At 48.3% G+C, this 19,573-nt stretch carries 31 protein-coding genes; 6 read left to right on the top strand and 25 right to left on the bottom strand.

Features of this window, described 5'->3' with window-relative positions; genetic code table 11:
* Positions 1-110: 110 nt before the first annotated feature.
* The 7 genes from NZD86_RS11755 to NZD86_RS11725 all read right to left on the bottom strand — a co-directional run bounded on the left by NZD86_RS11755 (position 111) and on the right by NZD86_RS11725 (position 3,023).
* Positions 111-461 carry a hypothetical protein gene (locus NZD86_RS11755; RefSeq protein ID WP_268041787.1) on the bottom strand — a complete coding sequence of 117 codons (351 nt, stop codon included), beginning with the start codon at positions 459-461 and terminating at the stop codon, positions 111-113.
* A 229-nt stretch (positions 462-690) separates the two neighbouring features.
* Complete coding sequence (locus NZD86_RS11750; protein ID WP_268041785.1) at positions 691-957, bottom strand: helix-turn-helix domain-containing protein; 267 nt, start codon at positions 955-957, stop codon at positions 691-693.
* A 185-nt stretch (positions 958-1,142) separates the two neighbouring features.
* Positions 1,143-1,400 (bottom strand): hypothetical protein, encoded by a 258-nt coding sequence (locus tag NZD86_RS11745; RefSeq protein WP_268041783.1) that lies wholly within the window; start codon positions 1,398-1,400, stop codon positions 1,143-1,145.
* Positions 1,401-1,411: 11 nt separating this feature from the next.
* Positions 1,412-1,765, bottom strand: coding sequence for an HNH endonuclease (locus NZD86_RS11740; protein WP_268041781.1), 354 nt, complete (start codon positions 1,763-1,765; stop codon positions 1,412-1,414).
* A complete protein-coding gene (locus NZD86_RS11735) occupies positions 1,728-2,528 on the bottom strand; it encodes a phage antirepressor KilAC domain-containing protein (RefSeq protein ID WP_407655254.1) in 801 nt (266 codons plus the stop codon). The genes NZD86_RS11740 and NZD86_RS11735 overlap by 38 nt, the downstream gene beginning before the upstream one ends.
* A 15-nt stretch (positions 2,529-2,543) precedes the next feature.
* A complete protein-coding gene (locus NZD86_RS11730; RefSeq protein ID WP_268041777.1) occupies positions 2,544-2,756 on the bottom strand; it encodes a helix-turn-helix domain-containing protein in 213 nt (70 codons plus the stop codon).
* A gap of 24 nt (positions 2,757-2,780) precedes the next feature.
* Positions 2,781-3,023: a helix-turn-helix transcriptional regulator gene (locus NZD86_RS11725; RefSeq protein ID WP_268041775.1), complete on the bottom strand. Its 243-nt coding sequence runs from the start codon at positions 3,021-3,023 to the stop codon at positions 2,781-2,783.
* Between the two features lie 158 nt (positions 3,024-3,181).
* Between NZD86_RS11725 and NZD86_RS11720 the strand changes: the two genes are divergently transcribed.
* Positions 3,182-3,598 (top strand): helix-turn-helix domain-containing protein, encoded by a 417-nt coding sequence (locus NZD86_RS11720; RefSeq protein ID WP_268041773.1) that lies wholly within the window; start codon positions 3,182-3,184, stop codon positions 3,596-3,598.
* Positions 3,599-3,611: 13 nt separating this feature from the next.
* Here the strand turns inward: NZD86_RS11720 and NZD86_RS11715 are convergent, their stop codons facing one another.
* Positions 3,612-3,860, bottom strand: coding sequence for a helix-turn-helix domain-containing protein (locus NZD86_RS11715; RefSeq protein WP_268041770.1), 249 nt, complete (start codon positions 3,858-3,860; stop codon positions 3,612-3,614).
* A gap of 372 nt (positions 3,861-4,232) precedes the next feature.
* Between NZD86_RS11715 and NZD86_RS11710 the strand changes: the two genes are divergently transcribed.
* On the top strand, positions 4,233-5,351 hold the full coding sequence (locus tag NZD86_RS11710; protein WP_268041768.1) for a site-specific integrase: 1,119 nt from the start codon (positions 4,233-4,235) through the stop codon (positions 5,349-5,351).
* A 47-nt stretch (positions 5,352-5,398) separates the two neighbouring features.
* Here NZD86_RS11710 and NZD86_RS11705 read toward each other — a convergent pair whose 3' ends face one another.
* On the bottom strand, positions 5,399-5,698 hold the full coding sequence (locus NZD86_RS11705; RefSeq protein WP_268041766.1) for a UvrD-helicase domain-containing protein: 300 nt from the start codon (positions 5,696-5,698) through the stop codon (positions 5,399-5,401).
* Between the two features lie 182 nt (positions 5,699-5,880).
* Here NZD86_RS11705 and NZD86_RS11700 point away from each other — a divergent pair, with 182 nt between their 5' ends.
* Positions 5,881-6,582, top strand: a complete 702-nt coding sequence (locus NZD86_RS11700) for a metallophosphoesterase (protein ID WP_268041764.1) — start codon at positions 5,881-5,883, stop codon at positions 6,580-6,582.
* A 336-nt stretch (positions 6,583-6,918) separates the two neighbouring features.
* On the opposite strand, the gene NZD86_RS11695 is transcribed toward NZD86_RS11700, so the two are convergent.
* Complete coding sequence (locus NZD86_RS11695; protein WP_268041762.1) at positions 6,919-7,647, bottom strand: class I SAM-dependent methyltransferase; 729 nt, start codon at positions 7,645-7,647, stop codon at positions 6,919-6,921.
* A 116-nt stretch (positions 7,648-7,763) separates the two neighbouring features.
* Between NZD86_RS11695 and NZD86_RS11690 the strand changes: the two genes are divergently transcribed.
* The gene (locus NZD86_RS11690; protein ID WP_268041760.1) at positions 7,764-8,135 is read left to right on the top strand and encodes a hypothetical protein; all 372 of its coding nucleotides are present in this window, start codon (positions 7,764-7,766) and stop codon (positions 8,133-8,135) included.
* On the opposite strand, the gene NZD86_RS11685 is transcribed toward NZD86_RS11690, so the two are convergent.
* From NZD86_RS11685 to NZD86_RS11670, 4 genes are all read right to left on the bottom strand, one after another.
* Positions 8,090-8,407, bottom strand: a complete 318-nt coding sequence (locus tag NZD86_RS11685) for a rhodanese-like domain-containing protein (protein ID WP_268041758.1) — start codon at positions 8,405-8,407, stop codon at positions 8,090-8,092. The genes NZD86_RS11690 and NZD86_RS11685 overlap by 46 nt on opposite strands.
* Before the next feature lie 152 nt (positions 8,408-8,559).
* Positions 8,560-9,249 (bottom strand): S1C family serine protease, encoded by a 690-nt coding sequence (locus NZD86_RS11680; protein ID WP_268046854.1) that lies wholly within the window; start codon positions 9,247-9,249, stop codon positions 8,560-8,562.
* A gap of 111 nt (positions 9,250-9,360) precedes the next feature.
* A complete protein-coding gene (locus NZD86_RS11675; protein WP_268046738.1) occupies positions 9,361-9,534 on the bottom strand; it encodes a hypothetical protein in 174 nt (57 codons plus the stop codon).
* Positions 9,535-9,595: 61 nt separating this feature from the next.
* Positions 9,596-10,408 carry a DUF2797 domain-containing protein gene (locus NZD86_RS11670; RefSeq protein ID WP_268046737.1) on the bottom strand — a complete coding sequence of 271 codons (813 nt, stop codon included), beginning with the start codon at positions 10,406-10,408 and terminating at the stop codon, positions 9,596-9,598.
* Between the two features lie 59 nt (positions 10,409-10,467).
* Here NZD86_RS11670 and NZD86_RS11665 point away from each other — a divergent pair, with 59 nt between their 5' ends.
* Entirely contained in the window at positions 10,468-11,136 is a 669-nt protein-coding gene (locus tag NZD86_RS11665; RefSeq protein ID WP_268046736.1) for a PrsW family glutamic-type intramembrane protease, read from the top strand.
* Between the two features lie 13 nt (positions 11,137-11,149).
* Here the strand turns inward: NZD86_RS11665 and NZD86_RS11660 are convergent, their stop codons facing one another.
* Entirely contained in the window at positions 11,150-11,518 is a 369-nt protein-coding gene (locus NZD86_RS11660; protein ID WP_268046735.1) for a hypothetical protein, read from the bottom strand.
* Positions 11,519-11,764: 246 nt separating this feature from the next.
* Complete coding sequence (locus NZD86_RS11655) at positions 11,765-12,442, bottom strand: SIR2 family NAD-dependent protein deacylase (protein ID WP_268046734.1); 678 nt, start codon at positions 12,440-12,442, stop codon at positions 11,765-11,767.
* A 118-nt stretch (positions 12,443-12,560) separates the two neighbouring features.
* Between NZD86_RS11655 and NZD86_RS11650 the strand changes: the two genes are divergently transcribed.
* Positions 12,561-12,983: a helix-turn-helix domain-containing protein gene (locus tag NZD86_RS11650; protein ID WP_268046733.1), complete on the top strand. Its 423-nt coding sequence runs from the start codon at positions 12,561-12,563 to the stop codon at positions 12,981-12,983.
* Between the two features lie 97 nt (positions 12,984-13,080).
* Here the strand turns inward: NZD86_RS11650 and NZD86_RS11645 are convergent, their stop codons facing one another.
* The 9 genes from NZD86_RS11645 to NZD86_RS11605 form a co-directional block, all read right to left on the bottom strand.
* Entirely contained in the window at positions 13,081-13,248 is a 168-nt protein-coding gene (locus tag NZD86_RS11645; RefSeq protein WP_268046731.1) for a hypothetical protein, read from the bottom strand.
* A gap of 7 nt (positions 13,249-13,255) precedes the next feature.
* Positions 13,256-15,022, bottom strand: a complete 1,767-nt coding sequence (locus tag NZD86_RS11640; RefSeq protein WP_268046730.1) for an ATP-binding protein — start codon at positions 15,020-15,022, stop codon at positions 13,256-13,258.
* Positions 15,019-15,723: a response regulator transcription factor gene (locus tag NZD86_RS11635; RefSeq protein ID WP_268046728.1), complete on the bottom strand. Its 705-nt coding sequence runs from the start codon at positions 15,721-15,723 to the stop codon at positions 15,019-15,021. The genes NZD86_RS11640 and NZD86_RS11635 overlap by 4 nt, the downstream gene beginning before the upstream one ends.
* Before the next feature lie 112 nt (positions 15,724-15,835).
* Entirely contained in the window at positions 15,836-16,348 is a 513-nt protein-coding gene (locus tag NZD86_RS11630; protein WP_268046727.1) for a YhcN/YlaJ family sporulation lipoprotein, read from the bottom strand.
* Between the two features lie 53 nt (positions 16,349-16,401).
* The gene (locus tag NZD86_RS11625; RefSeq protein ID WP_268046726.1) at positions 16,402-17,217 is read right to left on the bottom strand and encodes a pseudouridine synthase; all 816 of its coding nucleotides are present in this window, start codon (positions 17,215-17,217) and stop codon (positions 16,402-16,404) included.
* A gap of 36 nt (positions 17,218-17,253) precedes the next feature.
* Positions 17,254-17,805, bottom strand: a complete 552-nt coding sequence (locus NZD86_RS11620) for a spore maturation protein (protein WP_268046725.1) — start codon at positions 17,803-17,805, stop codon at positions 17,254-17,256.
* Entirely contained in the window at positions 17,805-18,395 is a 591-nt protein-coding gene (locus tag NZD86_RS11615; RefSeq protein WP_268046724.1) for a nucleoside recognition domain-containing protein, read from the bottom strand. The genes NZD86_RS11620 and NZD86_RS11615 overlap by 1 nt, the downstream gene beginning before the upstream one ends.
* Positions 18,396-18,498: 103 nt before the next feature.
* A complete protein-coding gene (gene ytfJ, locus NZD86_RS11610) occupies positions 18,499-18,933 on the bottom strand; it encodes a GerW family sporulation protein (RefSeq protein ID WP_268046723.1) in 435 nt (144 codons plus the stop codon).
* A gap of 2 nt (positions 18,934-18,935) precedes the next feature.
* The gene (locus NZD86_RS11605) at positions 18,936-19,550 is read right to left on the bottom strand and encodes a DUF2953 domain-containing protein (protein WP_268046722.1); all 615 of its coding nucleotides are present in this window, start codon (positions 19,548-19,550) and stop codon (positions 18,936-18,938) included.
* Positions 19,551-19,573 lie beyond the last annotated feature (23 nt).

Genomic DNA, 19,573 nt, shown 5'->3' with positions numbered 1-19,573 from the left:
AGCACCATTTATAGTGGTCATCTAGGCAATCAACACAGACGTACATCTCTCCGCCGAATCCGGCTGGATCAATGACGCGGACGAGATGGACTGCATCCTCCTGGCACTTTTCACAGGGCTTCATCTACCGCACCGCCTTCCACTAGGCCAACTTCTACAACAGCCTTCCATGCTGCTTGACCGTCTGCGTATCCGTCTTTCATGTCGTTTCCGTAGATTTCTTTATTATCGAGATTGTCAAATCCTCGAGTGAATCCGACAACATAGTTGTGAGAAACATTAAAGGCGTCTTCCATGATAGAGATGGGGTCGAAGTCTTCCTCGGGCAACAACCCTACGACCGTCCGTGACATGCACCCAATTCCACATGCACAACCTTGTTCCGGGAAGTAATCTCCTTGCATCGGCTTCAACCCGGTAGCCTTATACGCTTCAACCACTTGCTCTGGTGTAATCCGCATCTACCGCACCTCATTTCGAATGTGGTATGCTTGCCTTAGCATTTTTTCCTTTAGGGCTCTCGTTGGCGCGAGAGTCTTTTTCATGTCTCCGTATCTCTTCCAACACGACAGCGGCACTCTCTACTGCATCACGTATCCTCTGATTCATGGTTCACCTCTATATGTCACCGTATCTACGATCGCGTTTGTCTTTGTCGAAAACCTGCAAATCATTTGCATAACCTCGGTGTTAAGCTAGTTTCAGAGGTTGGTTGTGGCCCATGAGTCGATTCAGTAATTCGACTGAGTCATCAATCAACGTGCGAAGGGCATTTACGCCACCGCAAGCATCTACATACCTGCGTTCCACTTCGGATGTAACTGGCAATTCCCCGGATTCAATCCGTGAGATAGTCGATACATCCGCCCCTACAAACTCGCCAACAGCGTGTTGATATTTGCGCTTGTAGTTTCTTAGAGCGCGTAATATCTCACCCGAGCGGCGTCCTCGTTTCACTCTGTTCCACCCCCTCTCAACTGCCGCAACAGATATCTCCATCTGGGCTTGTCTTTATTTCTCCTGACGGGCTGCGGCATCACACCAACATTCCCCGAAAGGAAATGATCCGCATGATTACCTCGCCCAAGACTGATGCGATTTTGGAACTACTTGAGACTGTGCTGCAGGATTTAACAAACGAGCTACTTGACCGCTACAACTCTGTTGATATCAAGGTGACTATCGATGCTGTGAACGTTGTTCCTTGATTCGAATGACTTCTGTTGTTGTTCAATGAACTCAGCAACGGTTTCCACGCCGACCTTGTTAGCCGCTTGCTGGAGCCCCTTCACGTAGGTTTCAATATGGCCGGGTATAGCCTCAATGTTGTCGGTGTACAGTAATGCATCGATGATGTTGTGCATGTGCGCTTTTGCTTGGTACCGGCTGATATACTCCATGTGATTTCCTCCTATTCGAATTGTTTCCTAAGTGGCCCGAATCGCTCTTCTTGCAACTTGATAAGTCGCTCTAGTTCTGCGTTGTCCGTTGTTGCTTTGTGGTGACATGGCCAACACAAGTACATGAGGTTGCGTTCGTCGTTCACATCGTCGAGGGTGTACCACTTTCGGTAAAAGCGGCCCCTCGGTATGACGTGATGAACTTCATCGCCTGGGCCTCCACATGACTGACAAACTTGATCTCGTTCCTTGATAAGCTCTCGAAGCTCCGACGTGTAAGTCGATTTCTTCCGCTTATGCTTAGGCACCGGAACTGGGTGAAACTCTTCAGCGAGATTCACTGGCAACCACTTCTTGCGAAGCAATCTCACGCTTAAACAAATTGATGAAGTAAATTTGACCCCGTCCTGTTACCTTTGGAGTTTTGCTGACCGTAACTCGGTTGTCGGAATGGATAATGGGTGTCTCCTTCACTTCAAAGAGTCCTAAATCCATCGAGCGCTGAGTCGGCATGTTGCGGTCCGTACCAAATCGTTTAATGAGATATCCCCTATCTCTCAGTTGTTCAAATAGTCTCTTCTCACCGATGTCCACACCATTCTGGCGAAGAATTACCGCCAACTCTCTAACGAGTATGCTTGTTTGGCTCACACTAACAGCTTCCGCGAACAACACCTTTGGTTTATCTGCTTCTATCCGCAGCCCGAGCGAAGCATTTTCAGACTGAAGTCTTTCGTTTTCCTCGACTTGAGTGACTAAAGCAATCAATGCTTCCTTGTAATTCTGTGGGAGTGAATGCCCATTGATTTGTGAACGTTCCATTTCTTCAAACTTGGTCACGTATGCCGCTGTGAATAAGACACCTTTTTCACCAGTCATCTTGTTGGCTACCATGTCGCAACCCTTGCGGGTGATGTCGTACCGCTTTAACGTTCTGCCAGTAACATCTTCATAGGAGGATTCTAAGAAGAAATCACTCACCCGAAATCTCGGGTCAGCGGATAACACCCGGGCAAATCCATCGATTTTTGCTAATAGATGATCGTGTCGGGTATCAGTCATCCGTGATACGTCTCGGCTATCTGCAACAAAGTGGCCGTTCCGTTCCGTGATCATGAGTTCGAACACCAAGTTCATCTCTCCTCAGACTTCAACTTCCAACTTCTCGTTCGACATCCACCGTTCGTCGTACCAACGAAAGAAAGCATCTCTCGGAATCCTTGGACTACGACCGATGTAGAACTTTGGTAAGTCAGAACGCGTACGAATAAGCTCATATACCTGGTTAATCCCGATATTCATGAACTCTTTCACCTGCTTCGGCGTTAATGTGTGCGGGAAGTCCTCGCGTTCCACCTCGTTCTCCCCTCCTTGGACGAATCATTGAGCCCTACTTATGTCGTGTTCATTTTGAACATCCAAGCGCATAAAATTACCGACATCAACACACAATTCACGGGCAATCTTGTGAGCGAGTTCGCGCCGTGGAGTTCTGCGGCCGACCTCAATAGCCCAGATGTGTGAGCGAGTGGTACCGACTTTGGCGGCCAAATCAGATGTAGAGTATCCCTTCTTCTCTCTTGCATTCGTCATCCACGGGCGAGGATAAAATGACTTAGCCAATAACACTTCCTCCTCTCAATCGTGTTCGTATTGCGTACTTCATGACTTGATTATATAGTACGCGGAATGAACACGTCAATACATTCGTGCGCGTTTTGAACAATTATTTTACCGTTCGCATTTTGCACACTATAATATCTCTGTTTGGAGGTGAAACCATGGATCTCCCTAAACGATTAAAGGAACTACGGACAAAACGCGACTGGTCAATATCGGAAGTTGCAGACAAGTTGATGATCGCAAAAAGTACCTATGCGGGTTATGAATATGGACGGCGTGATGTTCCGAATGAATTATTGCCAAAAATAGCAGAACTATATCACGTACCAACGGATTACCTCTTGGGATTGACGAATAACCCGATGATGTACGATGAGGGTTGGAAGTCAATTGATGAAATTGCTGGAGAGCACAATGCGGATATTGCTGAACAGATAAAGAAACTTGGTGTTGATGTCATTCAACTAAATGCAGACCTGTTGAATAGAGGAATGACTAGAAATGAGTTAATACAGTTACTTCAAATGATGGTAAATTTGAAAAGTAATAAAAACGAACCTCCAACTCCTGAATAGGAAGTGGAGGTTTTTAATTTCGTTTATCGGTACGGCCTAATAAGTAATCGGTAGTGCATTCAAAAATGTCGGCTAGCTGATCGAGAATAGGCACACTTAGATGTTGTCCATAACGTTCCAAACGAGAGATAAAACTCTTGTTCTTTCCGAGGAGCTTTCCTAATTCCTCCTGTGTCATCTTCAATTTCTTGCGTTCTTCTCGAATCCGCTCCATCGTAATGGGACGCGTCATACCCTTCTCCTCGTTGTTAATATGCGCCAATTCTATCACCTCACTTTCGCTGCAGAATTGATAATATGTGCAACTATAACACATCCAGGTTCACACGAGTGTAAATTTTGCAGTTGTACAAGTTGATAATTTGTGATACTTTTCTCGCGAGTATAGTAATCAAAATATGGGATTGATCAGGCTGTTGTCAAACCATATAATTACTGCAGAACTAGAACATACGTTCGTATACCGGAGGAAAGAAGGCACCATGAATGGACGGGGTCAGAGTGATGATTGACGGAATAATCTACGAAGTTAGAAATGGCGCGTTACGTCCGGTCAAAAAAACGTAGTTCGACATCTAATTTCAAACATGTTGTCACTCCTTGACACTCACGAAAACTTAAAGAGGGATGAAGTATGCAAGGTCACGTTCGCAAACGCGGGAGCAAATGGTGTGCAGTCGTCTATATGGGATTAGATGCGAACGGTAAACGGAAATACAAATGGTTCAGTGGGTATAACACAAAAAAGGAAGCACAACGGGCCTTGGTCGAGAAAATCCAAGAAGTTAATACCGGCGCTTATGTAGAACCAACTAAGGTTACCGTGCGTCAATTTGTGGAGATATGGTTGGAGGCGCGTAAGTCTCAGGTTCGCCCTGTCACGCACGAAAATAACGAACGTTTATTGAGGAACCATATTATTCCCCATCTTGGCAATCTTACTTTATCGAAGCTGCGCGGTAATCATGTGCAATCGCTTTACTCTGAGTTGCAAAGCAACCTCTCACCCGCATCCATTCAAACGGTTCATAACACGCTCCATGTCATGATCCGAGATGCCGTTAAGTGGGAATACATTGCGCGAGACATCATGCAGCAAGTCACTCCCCCACGCGCCGAGCACAAGATTCGACCTGTATGGGATTTTAATGATGTACAAGCCTTCAACGAGGCCGTGAAATCACATGAACTGTATGTCGCTTTTACTCTGGCTGTAACCACAGGAATGCGTAGAAGTGAAATCCTTGGATTGAAGTGGGATGATATCGACTTTGAACAGGCCCAGATTCACGTACAACGCAGTTTAAAGATTGAGAATGGGGAAAAGGTCGTATCAGAGGTTAAAACGTCTTCTAGCCGCCGTACAATCGTTTTATTTGATGAAGATGTGGAGCGGTTGCGCGAGCATCGGAAAAAACAGCTAGAACAGCGCATGAAAGTCGGTCCAGGATTCAACCCAGAGAACTTGGTCTTTGTTCGTGCGGATGGTTCTAGCATTCGACCAACAAATTTCAGCCGTGATTGGACGGTTTTTTTGAAGAAGAACAATTTACCACATATCCCCCTGCATTCATCTCGACATACTCACGCCACCCTCCTGTTGGCACTCGGCATCCACCCGAAAGTCGTGCAGGAACGTCTCGGTCATTCAAGTATCCGAGTAACGATGGATCTGTATTCGCATATCTTACCTGGAATGCAGGAAGACGCCGTTAAAAAGTTGGAAAACAGGATTTTTAAAACGGCAGATTAGCATTTGATTTGCAATTTCGAGTTACCCACGAATAAAATCCCTTTGTATCAATGATATAGAGCATCTTGAAACATTCGGGCGTGGAACGTGCCAATTCGCAGCGTCTCAGAGGAGCGAAACGACATAGCCGGATGCTGTTTGAGTTTGTGGCGCATGTGCAGGGCCGCCTGCCTCGTAAACGTGACAGCCATGATATGTTCTGGTGAGATACCGTCATGATGTACAGCCTTCACGATGTGCTCCGTAAGAACAGACGTTTTGCCACTGCCTGGTGCCGCGATAACAACCGTGGACCCGACACGACTGCGAATAACTTCCGACTGCTGTTTGGTCCAATTCGTAGGCATGCTTATTTCTCCTTTCTTCCATTATGGCGGCAGTCCCTGAAGCGGGCCATGATGTAAGAGATGAGTCTCACTTCAATAGAAAAGAAAAAACCAAAAACCTAAAAAGCACATATTGTCGCTTGGTATTCTGCAAGAATCGGTGACACATGTTATCATGAGCTTTCAAGGGAGGCTTGACAGCCATGGCCTTATACGCGATCGGTGATTTACATCTTTCGACAGCAGTGGATAAACCGATGGATGTCTTCGGAGAAGCATGGTCAAATCACGCGAGTCGACTTGCGGATGAGTGGTCTAAAAACGTTCACGAAGATGATGTCGTTCTCATACCAGGGGACATTTCGTGGGGGATGACTCTAGAGGAAGCAAAACCCGACTTGGAGTGGATTGCGGCTCTGCCGGGCAAAAAGATCATGATTCGTGGAAATCACGATTACTGGTGGAACGGGATCGGAAAAGTGCGGAACATTCTTCCAGACGGAATGTATGCATTGCAAAATGACAGTCTTCCTCTTTCCGATTGTGTTATTACCGGAACGAGGGGATGGGTTTTGCCTAGTCACCCAAACTTTAACGAGGAAGATGAGCGAATCCTGAAACGGGAAGCACATCGGCTTCGGCTATCACTCGAGAACGCAGCACAGCATGGACTGCCTATCATTTGTATGATCCATTATCCGCCTATAGGTCCTGGCGAAGACACAACCATCTTCACAAACATCTTGGAGGAGTTTCCCGTCAAGCTATGTATATACGGCCACCTACATGGATTTGCACACCGATTTGCGAGAAATGACGTGCACAACGGTATCACATACCAACTTGTGAGTGGTGACTTTCTGGCGTTTCGTCCTTTCCGGTTGGAACGATCCTGGTACAAATAATCTCTGGTATAAATAAATCGACCGGCGGCATATGCCGCCGGTATTTGAAACACCGGTGCGCCAAAGTATAAGCAGTTGCGTCGCCGTTGTGCAGCGCCACCGTGCTCTATGCGGTGTCTGCCATCCGCAGCAAAGTCGCGCAAGTCCATCTCCTGTACGACCGATCCTCAGTGGTTTATTACTTGCATGGTCGACATCCGTTCGCCATCCTTGGGACCGTATCAGGTCCTGTAAAGCTATCACCACGTCATCGTCACGCCCGTACTGCACAACCACAACTGCCCACGCCACCTGGCACATCTGATGTCAACCATACTATCCCCTGCTTTAGATCGTTTATGTTTCCGAATTTGACTTCGTCAGTAAAAAGATCCCGTATCCTAAAGTGTGTTGGTTTTCTTGTAGCCATCGCCCATTAGTTTCAACAATCTGGAGAACCTGCGGATCGGAAAACGCGTTTAAGTCCGCAACAACAGGATCCTGCTGATTACCGCTCATCGATAAGCTGGCGATGGGACCCGAGCGGATCACGCGTACGCCAAATCCGGCCTGGTGAAAGTAGCTTCTCCAACCATTGAGATCGGGAACATGTGTGGCGCCGTACACAGATTTAACGCGATTGCGCCATTCTTGCGTAACGGGGCCTAAGGTCATCATCTCCACGTCAACCACCTGTCCTCCCGGCTTTAGCACGCGTTGAAATTCATGCAATGCCTGTTCGGGACGGACAAATACCAACACCGATTCGCAAATAAGAAAGTCGAAGGTGCCATCGCGAAAGGGTAATGACTCGGCGGAACCCTGAATGGCCTTCAATCTTACCCCTTCACGGACGGCACGACGCTTCGTGTTTTCCACCATCCGTTTGCGAAGATCGAGGGCGGTCACATCGGCATGCCATCGTTTCGCAGCCAAACAAGCCGTCGCCCCGTTTCCGCAGCCCACATCCAGAACGGATGCCCCAGCCGGTATCGTGACGGATTGAAGCCATAATTCAGTAATTTGCTTACCACCAGGATGGGCGTTTGTCACACCCAGTCGTGCAAGCACATCATGATAATTCATCAGCCGCACCTCACCTTCGCATCATCGTATGATTGCGGTAGGTGAGTGGGCTGGGCGTTTGACTTGCGAGGAGTCCGACAATGGCTTAGAGTGTAACCATTCACAGGGGGATGAACATGGCAGAAATCGCAAAAGTGTTCGAGGTCAGCGTTGAAGAAGCCGGAGACTACATTTTTTCACCTGCTGGTGTCGTGATCGTGTTCCGGAATCAACAATTTCAAGTCTTCACAGAAAGTGCGCGTCACAACTTTCTGCGTCGTGTCTTAACTAGACATCCATGGGACAAGCTGCTTACCGCCGTGACTGAACATGGGGTAAGCGTTCGTCTTCGCGACGTGACAGAGGACGTGTCAAATAAAATAGGCCTCGATGCAATGAGCACCGAAGCCGTCCTTGAAGCATGCTATGAATCAAATCCACTACAACTGTTTTTCTTGCGACGTCATTTTTCCAATTCGCCATCCCAGGCCAACATGCCGCCGTCGTAATTCGCTACATGATCAAACCCGTTGGACTTCAGAAACTCGGCGACTCGTTGCGACCGGTTCCCGCTTCGGCAAATGAAGACGTATGATTCCTCGGGGTGCAACTCATTCATCCAGTCGGCCACTTCCTGCATCGGGCAGAGTGGTACATTCGGAATGTGCCCCTCTGCATATTCTTCCGGCGTTCGAACATCGATGACTTTTGTTTTACCGTCCTTAAGAATTGTTTTCAATTCATCCGCTGTATATTGTGGGATCCCATTTCGTTCCATCATTCGATGACTCCTCTGGCATAAGCCACATGATTTAAAAAACATCGCCTGCAACAGCTGAGTAGCCTACAGACAATGTAACATAAACTTGATGGGCTTGTTGAGGAGTACAAAGAAGTGGTGTCTACCACAGGATACGCTACACACGGAGGATTTCATCGATTCTCTTGCGCAGGACATCGGCGCTGATGGCAAAATGCAATTCCTTGTGAACTTTGTGACACGGCTGTATTCATGCCGATCACTTCGCCACGCAGATTGATCAAAGGACCTCCACTGTTCCCTCGGTTGATGGCTGCATCAGTCTGAATGAGATTTGGATAATCTCGCTCACCGATTTGCAGCGGTCGATTCTTCGCGCTTACGATTCCTACGGTAACCGTGTTATCAAGTCCGAGGGGTGAACCAATAGCGAGCACCCACTCCCCGACATGAACGTCCTTTGCATTTGCGAGACGAAGAATTGGTGAAGGGGTTTCGACATCTGCCCGCAAAATAGCGATATCATGTTTCCGATCCCTTGCAAACACTTTGGCTTCAACTAAATCCTTTTTTCCGTAGACGCGCAACATAATTTTATCCGCGTCACTGACGACGTGTTCATTTGTTAAAATGTAACCCTTTGGGTGAAAGACAAAACCCGTGCCGATGTTTAGAGCTGGTCGACTCGATCGCGGTTGTATTCGTTCCCAGGGAAAGCCGAATCCAGTGCTACGCTGTCCGTTAGAGACCTGTACGACTTCAATGCCCATAACCGCTTTCTTATAGCGCTGAACAAGCGTCACAAAGTTTGGAAGTCCGGCTGAAGACTGTTTTCCTCGCGTGCCCGCTTGAAGTTTCTTCACCAACGACTCACCCCCTGCACAACACCACGATGTTAACCCTGTTCAACGTTGTACAGTGTATTCGTCGTGTTTAAATGATGTGAGGTAGGTGTGCAGGGATTCCGCGAACGCCTATTCAGTCATATATTTGCGATAGCGAACGCCAAAATTCCCTTTGCGCGTCTTATACACCTGGACTTTCAAGTCGCTGGTGCCCGTCAATAAATGATCGTCCCGGATGCACATGGCGACATAAGACGCGACAGACTTTGAATCATACAAACGCGCTTCATAAATCCACGACATCCCTCATCCCCCTTTTTACCCGGACATAGTGTACCCCAGGGCAAATAGGAAGATGCTTCTGTTAGCCACCAAAAGCGGAACTGCTGATCTCCACTCCATAACCACTAAACTTTTTTATGTTCATAACTCCCTCATCGAAAAGTAGATATTGCCCTTTAATTCCTCGCAGCGTCCCAGTGAAGATGGGCTCCTTGTCGAGATTCAGGGACTTCAAATTCACGGAAAACCCTTCTTTCCTTGGATACCGAATCTCCTGGGCGACTCCGGGGTCAGGGAGAATATATTCATGATACGTTTCCGGAAGATTGGACAGTACGTCGGCGCGAACATCCGCTAGGGATCGATCCGGTTCCGAATCTTCACGCAGCATCTTTCGCCAATCAGTCTTATCTCTCATGTGTTTTGCAATTTCCATTTCCACCTCGCCCGCCATTTTCCGGGTCGGTAGTTCGGCGATCACCATTGCAAGTGTTGCCCCCTGGTCCATCCAGCGCTTGAGCTGTCGACCCTTCCGCGTCAGTCCGACCTTGAACCCGCTGCTCCAAGCGAGGTAAACGTAGTGTGGGATCATGCAGTGGTCCTCTGCAAATGCTTCATCTCTGCAAGTCCCCAAGTGAAAGTGGCATTCATGTGGCTTAACAATACAGAGATCACATTCGGCGAGTGTGCGAACACAGGGGAAACAGTACCCATTCTGAAACAATTTGTTGACTTCCCGACCACACGCGATGCAACGCCTCTCGCCTGTAAATCGAATCGTGATCGGTTCACCGATTAATTGGTTGATTGGCATCGTGAGGTTGTGAAGTTCTAGGTTGTATTCCACTGGATCGGACAACGTTTGGGTCAGTCCTCGCAAATCGCCGGACAACATAATCTCTTCCTCCTTGTGCACACTAAGGACGTTTAAAAGCTAATAAAAGGGGTAGGCGCATGGTTTATGTAGCATTGGCGGTCATTCCTGGTCTTTTGTTGTTAGTGTTTATTTACACACGAGACCATTTACACCCCGAACCTAAGCGGCAGGTGTTCCGCCTGTTTATATTAGGAGCGGCCATCGTATTTCCAGCGGGATTACTCGAACGGATGATGATGAACACACAAGGTTTCGCAGAAGGTGGAATCGAGGGCCGTCTCATTACCGCTTTTTTCGTTGCAGGTATGATTGAAGAGTTTCTCAAGGCGGCCATTTTCGATCGGGCCGTACTAGGCACTCGGTTAATACGAGGGCCCGTTGACTGCGTGGTTTACGCTGCAGCGATCGGTTTAGGATTTGCAACCGTTGAAAATATCCTGTACGTGACAAGTACGGGACTCGTCACAGCAGTTGTTCGATCCGTCACGGCCGTTCCAGCACATTTCATGTTTGCCATCATTATGGGCTATCAATTTTCAAAGGTTCAGTTCAACGGGCGGAACAAAGCGTACGCATATATTCTTCCCGCTCTCACGCACGGGACCTATGATACATTTGCCCTGTCGGCATCAGTTGGTGCAGACCTTGTGCTTGCATTGTTTTTACTGTTTTTGGTGGAACTATCAGTGCGAATTCTCAATCGAGTTCGCAAAACCGACCGAGGTGCTCGCTCTGTGCCAGCGTAAGCACCCCTATATGTCATCGCGTGTCAAATCCATTTTGTCCAAATGGCAACGGCCCAGGGGCAAGTCCCTCAAATACGAACAACCACCCGTTTTCGGAACGATATACGGACATATCCGAATGCTCATCGATCATCAGTAACTGAAACAAGTTCAAGTTTGTTCGAAAGTAAGGGCTCATGTGTTCGTCGTGAATTCGCACATTTAAAATACGATATTTGTCCCCGGGTTCAACGTGAATTCCGTCTGTTCCGCGGGTGTCATCGATGATAATTTCACTCAGCAACTGACTCTTATCTCTCACCTTGCCACGAAGGTAATCATAGACGTGTCGTGCCGCCTTGGCTTTGCGGCTTTGTTCCAACACGAGAGCAAAATGTGACAAAGCCATGCACTCCCGAACGAAATCAGTTTTATAAAACCATCACATAAATAATCTACAAACCCTGTCATGCAAAACGCCCCCTGTGGTAAACCAACCGGATTAGGGGGCGTTAGGCAATGAGGATATGGGAAAGTCTGTCCCCATTATAGCGAAGCAATCACCAGAAGGAAATAGGATTCTTACTATTTCCCAAACAAAATTCGAGTTTTTTTGTACAGAATATCCTTTTATGGGGCCTTAGTCCATTTAATTCGCCAATAAAACTGGCAGCCAGTAGTCTCCGCGGTCGCAAACCCAAAGCACCTCTAACTGATTTCGCTGAGCGAGTTCACGTAATTGGCGGATTGGGTCCATCGCCATCTGCGTTCCGACAATAAGGAGATAATTTGCGCTTGCCACCCATTCGGCGGCGCGTGCGATGTGGCGAACGGGATCGCCTTCTAGCGTGATCCCTGGGAACAGGTGCGCATTGCATGTCGGACATGTTGGGACGTCCATCTCCCATGCTAGCGCACTTGTGTAAACAGCGCAGCAGTCTCGGCACGACAGTTCTCGCAAGTTCCCGTGTAACTCGATCAGTCGCTCGCTACCGGCGTCGCGATGCAATCCGTCAATGTTTTGTGTAATGACGGGAACCCCACTTATCGCCAGGGTCAGGTGACTGATGTTTGGTTCAGCCGTTCTCCACGAAGACAAAATTTCGCGGTACGCTTCGTATGCCCTTTTCGGTTCGTTTAACCATAAAGGGGCTCTAAAAAAGTCTGGCAGCTCGATCCCGCCAATTGAATCATTCCCGAGAGGCAATCCGCTAGCCACGCTAATCCCGGCTCCCGTAATCGCCACGGTCTTGTTTGCGTCCAAACGTTGCAGCCGATCCGGCAGGTTTGCATATCGAGAGACGTCATTCCCTAATTCATACATCATAATTAGTCCTACCTATTCAAAATATTAAAGTAAATTTCCGATATTATATTTACAGAAAAATCAAGCTTATATATATTTACATTATCCGGTTAATAGAACCGACCAAGGAGGCATAATTATGAATGAATCTTTTGGAAGTCGTATGCGAAGTATGAGGCACGCGCGTCATTGGTCTCAACAAGAGCTATCTTTGAGGTCTGGCATCTCCACACCTCATATCTCATCCATTGAACGCGACAAGCGGCATCCGTCTCTGGAGTATGCTCAAAGAATTGCCTGCGCCTTAGGAGTTTCACTTACGCTCCTGTGCGATGAACGCTCTGATTTCATGGTCCCGAATATGCATAATTCACCGGATGAGTTGCCGCTCTATATGCAGAACTTCATTCTCAATGAGTCCGCTTATCCATACCTCGAGGCCGCCCAGCGGATGAGTACGCTACCCAAAGAGGACGCCTCCTTTTTAACAAAATTAATCGAACTGCTCGCCCAACGGCATCGTCTCGTCATAACTTACGGCCCAGAGGTCCAGACGTCGTAATACCTGGGCTATCACGCAGGCCCCTTGCATCGATTATGCCCAGTGTCTCTTGTCAGCAGCGAGGGGCCATATGGACCCATGTTACATAGTTGAACGTCTAATCCCAAAACATCTTTACCCCGTATCGTCCTTTGCCGGTTTGAAATGTGCCTATATATCGAGGCATCTTTTTCGACAACCAGTGTGAACCCTGCTCAATACGGGCCGCCAGACAATCTGCTTGAAACTTTGTGTCCATGAGCCGTAAGTAATATACCCAAGCCATGCGGGCATCACTCCTTATCCGACTCAGCCTTTCCCGAGTCGTTTTCCATTTTTACCGGGAGAACAACTGTAAATGTCGTTCCGTGTCCAAGTGAACTTTCGACCAAGATGTCACCACTGTGTTCTACGATAATGTGCCGAGCAATTGCCAAGCCCAGTCCTGTTCCTGAGCGCGATCGCGTTCGAGCTTTGTCAGCTTTGTAAAACCGTTCGAAAATGAACGGTAAGTCTTCTTCAGGGATTCCTCCCCCAGTATCTGATATGCGGATATAAGCATAATGATTTCGAATATCCGCTGCAAAGGTGATCTCCCCTTCGGGCGTATGTCGGAAGGCGTTATCCAGGAGATTGGTGAACACTTGCTCAATCCGGTCCGCGTCGGCCATCATAAAGACTGCAAACTGCGGAACTGATAGGTTAAATTCCACACCGGAATCCTGTGCCATGGCCTGGAATTTGCGACCTACACGACGCATGATCAAAGTAAAGTCAACAACAGCCATGTTCATTTGAAACTGACCACTCTCAAGTTGCGCCAAATTGAGCAAATCGTTAACGAGTCGCTTCATACGCAATGTTTCATCGTATATGATCTCAGTGAGCTCAGTACGCATATGCGGGTCTTCCGAAATATCATCCAGCAGCGCTTCGGCGTAACCTTGCATCATACTTAATGGTGTCCGCAGTTCGTGTGACACATTCGCAATAAAATCCTTCCGTAGGCGATCCAGTCGTCGTTCTTCGGTGATGTCCCGAAGTACTGCCAGGGTCCCACGCATCCCTTTCCCATCCACTTCATAGAGCGGAAGCATGGTAATGGACATCGTCCGGCCCTCCCACATTTCCTCACGAACCGTTGGTTCGACACGCTCCGTGACGTGAGAGAAAAGAGCCATTAATCGTTCTGGCAATCGGTCCATGGATGCCACGCCCTGTTCGGCCACGGACATCGCCCGGAGAAGTCTCAAAGCAGGGGGATTGGCCAGGGTAACATTGCCGCTCATATCCGTGGCGATCACCCCGTCCTGTAATGACGATAAGATGCTGCTGAGCTGGTCCCGCTCCACTGATAGTTGTGCGATGGTCTTAGCCAATTCTTCTGCAACAGCATTGAATGTCTGTCCCAGTCTACCCACTTCGTCCGTCGTGCTGACTGCAACGCGCTGTTCGAACTTTCCCTTCGCCATTTCTTCAGCTGCACGGTTCATCTCGAGCAAGGGTCGAGACAAATTCTTAGACACAACAAAAGCTAAACCAGTCGCTAGTACAATACCAAGAGCGGTAGCGAACAGAATCAAATTCCTCATCTGATGCGCGGGAGCATCCAACACGCTCATCTTTTGGGAAACAGACAGAATGCCAGGCGTTCCTCCAACCGTCGGAATCATCATGTATACGGAAACATACTCTGTACCAGATGACTTGGCACGAACTGATACCGGCTGTCCATTCATAAACTTCTGCAGTTGATCAGGTGTAAAAGAGTGATACGCTTTCGTTAAATTTGCATTCGCAGTCAAGGGGATGCTGTATTCGAGACTAGCTTGTTGGACATCCGATGCCACCTGTTCAGCAACTGCTGCCGCCATTTGAGGATTTTGACCCGTCATTAGAGCCTGCACGCTAATCGCCATACGTGTCAATTGATCTGTCTCGCGTTGGACTACATAATTGTTAAAAAACTGCTGAAGTAACACACTCAACAAGGCCAAGACCAAAAAGACCATTCCGACAATGGTCAACCATAATTTTGCAACAACGCTATTTCTGATCACAGAACAACCTCGAACTTATAGCCCACGCCCCAAACCGTTACAATATATTGACTCACAGGCCCTGATACTTGTCCCAATTTTTCACGTAGACGCTTAATATGGGTGTCAACAGTCCGTTGGTCCCCGTAAAACTGGTAGTTCCAAACATCTCTTAGTAGTTCCTCACGACTAAAGACTTTGTCAGGTCTCTGGGCCATGTATACAAGTAGATCAAATTCCTTCGGTGTTAGAGAGATTTCGTGCCCGTCCACTTCAACACGACGCGCATCAATGTGAATAACCAAACCCGGGAATGTCAAAGCCTGTTGAAGGTCAGTGCGAGCATATTCTGTTTCACCAGTGCGCTTTAACAGCGCTTTAACTCGCATAATCAACTCTCGCGGCGAAAATGGTTTAACAACATAATCGTCAGCACCTAACTCGAATCCGTGGATGCGATTCATTTCGTCCCCAGCGGCTGTTAACATGACAATCGGTACTTCACTGTGCTGGCGAATTTGACTACACACATCCCGTCCATCCATGCCTGGTAGCATTAAGTCCAATATGATGAGTGAAAAGGATTGTGCCAATGCAATTTCAACTGCTTCCTTGCCATCCTCTGCTTCTGTAACATCAAATCCACTGCGTTCCAAATACATCCGTACTAACCGCCGGATTCGCTCTTCATCATCAACAATCAAGATTCGCGGTTGTGGCATGGGAGAACCTCCGATCCTAAGCTTGCCTCCATTATAAGACCTACGAATTGTTTCCAACAACTAAAGAAAAACGGCAAGTCTATGACTTGCCGTCACATAGGGTCTACTTCTGTCAATGAGCCGTGGGAAACATGCGCGCAACAGTCGTGCTGAAGTTATTCCAGATGGCTGCGACAGGTTTACCCGCTTGCATGTCTTTTGCAAAACTCTGAAACCGCTGGTACACATCCGGATTCGCACTGACGTAAACCGTTTGAATGCGCTTATCCATGCGTTTGACGGAGGCCGCAATTCTGTTTTTTTCTTGCATCGTCATGTTCGTTTTAGCTGGTCCCTTTTGAGTAATTGCTACGTAGGCTGTGTTACCCGTAACGAATGCAAACGCGTTCTTTGCGTAACCCGCCTTCACAAGCCCGTTCGCGATCTTCGTAGCCATTTGAAAATGGTTTCTGTCGCCCAACCGCGCAGCACCATTGGTCACTCGATTAACGGTACCATTTGTAACGCGATTGGTTGCGTTCATTACATCAGCCGCTGGCTTCGATCCGTTGTTCGTGTTGGCTCCGCAACCGGTAAGCACAAAGGCCACAAAAGCGATACCCGCCAGTCCTAGGCGTTTCTTCATAAATTTCACACCCCTTCGCGCTTAGAATGCAAAACTCGCGAAGGTTCAATACATTATTTTTGTCTTTGTGTTTTCCGCGGCCTTCTCTTCTGCTGGCCGCGTGACGCTGACGTCGGGCGCGTGTTCGGAAAAGTAGGCTTGACGTATGGTGGTGGAGTAAGCCCCACACTTCTATACAATGCCTTCCATTCCGCCGGGTCAAGTAAGCGCCAGTCACCAGTTTTCAGATGGCCCAATGCAATAGGGCCAAAGGCCATTCGCTTTAGTCTTTTGACAGGTAATTTAAGGGCGTCAAACATCCGACGCACCTGGCGATTGCGCCCCTCGTGAATGGCAATTTGAACGACAGACTCCTCCCCCTGTCGCATCAATTCGACACGGGCGGGTGCTGTCATGCCATCATCGAGCTGAACGCCTTCAGACAAGGTGCGCCTAGCCTCCCGGTCAACTTGTCCAGTGACAGTGACCCGATATACCTTTTCAATATCATGCGAGGGATGAAGGAGACGTTCTGTGAGCGCTCCATCGTTTGTGAACAGTAGCAGACCACTTGTGTCATAATCCAAACGTCCGACCGGGTATAGTCGTTCTTCTATTTGAGGCAGCAGCGACATCACGGTCCGCCTACCCTCTGGATCGGAGACGGTTGTTACGTAAGCCGTGGGTTTATTCAAGAGTAGAACAACTTTACGTTCTGCCTTGACTGGTTTGCCATCCACCGCAATCACTTGCTGAGACGGGTCCACCTTGTACCCAAGCTCGACAACTTTTTCACCGTCCACTGTCACGCGACCTTCTGTGATGAGACTCTCGCACTTTCGCCGCGACGCTACACCTGCGTGCGCCAAAACTTTTTGTAAACGTTCCATTGTCATCTCCCTGTCCGGGACTTAAAAATTCCTGTCTTAGACATGTATCATACCAGACAACAGGGACACAGCGAAAACGGATGCGAGAACGCTGATGAAGTCACTGAGTAATCCCACTTTTAATGCATACCGAAACTTGCGAATTCCAACACTGCCGAAATAGACAGTTAAGATGTAAAGCGTTGTATCGGAGGATGCTTGCATTGTCGAAGCTAACATACCTAAATACGAGTCCGGTCCCTGGCCTTTTGTTTGGAAAATATTTACCATGAACGCCAAAGCACCTTGTCCGCTAATGGGACGCAGTAAGCCCAGCGGTGCAACTTCCGCCGGAACATGTAACCACTGCAGAATTGGGGTTAACAGTTGTACAAGGATTCCCATGGCACCAGATTCGCTAAAAACCGTTACCGCGACGACCATGGCTACAAGGTGGGGAATGAGCTTAATCGCCGTAGCGAATCCACCTTTCGCCCCATCTACAAATGTGCTGTAAATAGGAACCCTGCGGAGATAACCAAATACAAGTATTGTACCGACGAGAATCGGCAACAGCCACTCGCTGACGGAACTCATGATATCCTGCATCACGCATGCCTCCGTCGGTCCAACCACCGAAATAGGCGATCCAATATAATGGCAGCCACCGTCCCTATGGCCGTCGCAACGAGCGTCGTTCCGACCACAGCGGTAGGATGGGCGGAGTGATATTGCATGCGGATAGCGATGACAGTGGTGGGAATGAGTGTAATACTGGCCGTGTTGATGGCCAAGAGCGTACACATAGCGTCGCTCGCCCGGTCCTTGTCTGGATTGAGCGTTTGTAGTTCGTGCATGGCTTTTAAACCAAGCGGCGTTGCTGCATTGCCAATCCCCAACAGATTAGCGCTCATGTTCGCCAAGATAGCTCCCATAGCTGGGTGATCGGCAGGAACCGACGGAAAGAGCATACGGGCTACTGGTCGTAACACTCTTGACAACCATGCAATCGCCCCGGCTTTTTCGGCGATGTTCATGAGCCCCAACCAAAGCGCGATCACGGCAATGAGTCCAATGGACAGCGTTACACCTTTCTCCGAGCCCTTGAGAATGGCGTCTGCCACGTTATTCATGTGACCAGTGAACATGGCAGTGATGATACCGACAATAAACAAGACAAGCCAAATAAAGTCAATCACGGCTGACACACCCCCAAGGGACAAACCTCATCTTGTCCATACATGGGTATGCCAGCCGCGACGGATCTAACACATTTGATTTTGTTTACAATTGTAAGTCCGCTTACACGACGGGAGAGGATCCAGAACCAGCTCCGGAACTTCCACCTTGATTTCCCTGCTGGAAAAAGGACTGAATGCGCTCCATGACGGCGGGAGCCATGTCAATGAGTCGATCGTACAGCTGATTTTGATTGTCGGTAGATAACAGCCTAACATTGTTGCCGTGTACAATGAGAAATCCGATCGGCGTGATCGAGACACCACCCCCGGATCCGCCGCCGAATGGGTGTTCTCCCTCGCTACCGCCACCGCCTCCGGATTGCTCTGCATTAAACTCACTACCACCAGCAGCAAAACCGAAACCGACTTTGGATACCGGGAGGATGACGGTTCCATCTGGTGTCTCAACAGGATCACCGATGATGGTGTTGACGTCCACCATTTCACGGATGTTTGTCATAGCCGTCTGCATAAGGCCCTGAATTGGGTGATCCAAAGTTACGTCCTCCTTTTCCAGGCTAACAACAGCCTGATGCCTGCGCTGATAGCGTAACCTAATGGAATGCGCATTATGCTGTGTGTTTTGACGGAAAGGAGCGGCTGATTAAATACCGGCTGAATGTGTACTTTTGGACTCGTCTGTAGCCGGCACGCATGGCTCACCGCGCCGAATAACCCCGTTGTTACAGCGTACATCGCACCCACGGTCATACCAGTAGCAACGGCATCATGCATACCCACAGCTGCTTCAAACTCGAGCTCATGAATGCGCAGGTGTCGAGCAGTTCGACGTAAAATAGGTAAAGATGTACGAAACCTCTCCCTTATCGATTTCCAGTGGTTGAGAATACCTGATGCAGAAATTACTTCCTTTGAATGATTGTGGGCCGATTTTTCACCGTGTACATGTATCGTTGGACCCTCATTTGTCATTCCAGCCTGGACCTTCGTGAGTTCCCGACGCAAACGGATAAGACCATGAAGGTAACGTAGTTCCAGAAATCCGTTGTCATCCTCTTTAACGTGTTCATAGTGCACACGAATTTCAACAGGTAAGAACAAGAGAATTGTTATACAAATGAGTACCGCACAAACGAGAAATAACGCAATCATTTCGATGCCACCTTTTAAGAGTC

Source organism: Alicyclobacillus dauci, from assembly GCF_026651605.1.
Lineage (GTDB): Bacteria > Bacillota > Bacilli > Alicyclobacillales > Alicyclobacillaceae > Alicyclobacillus > Alicyclobacillus dauci.
Note: the sequence above shows the minus strand (reverse complement) of the source record. Positions and strands in the feature narration are given on the sequence as shown.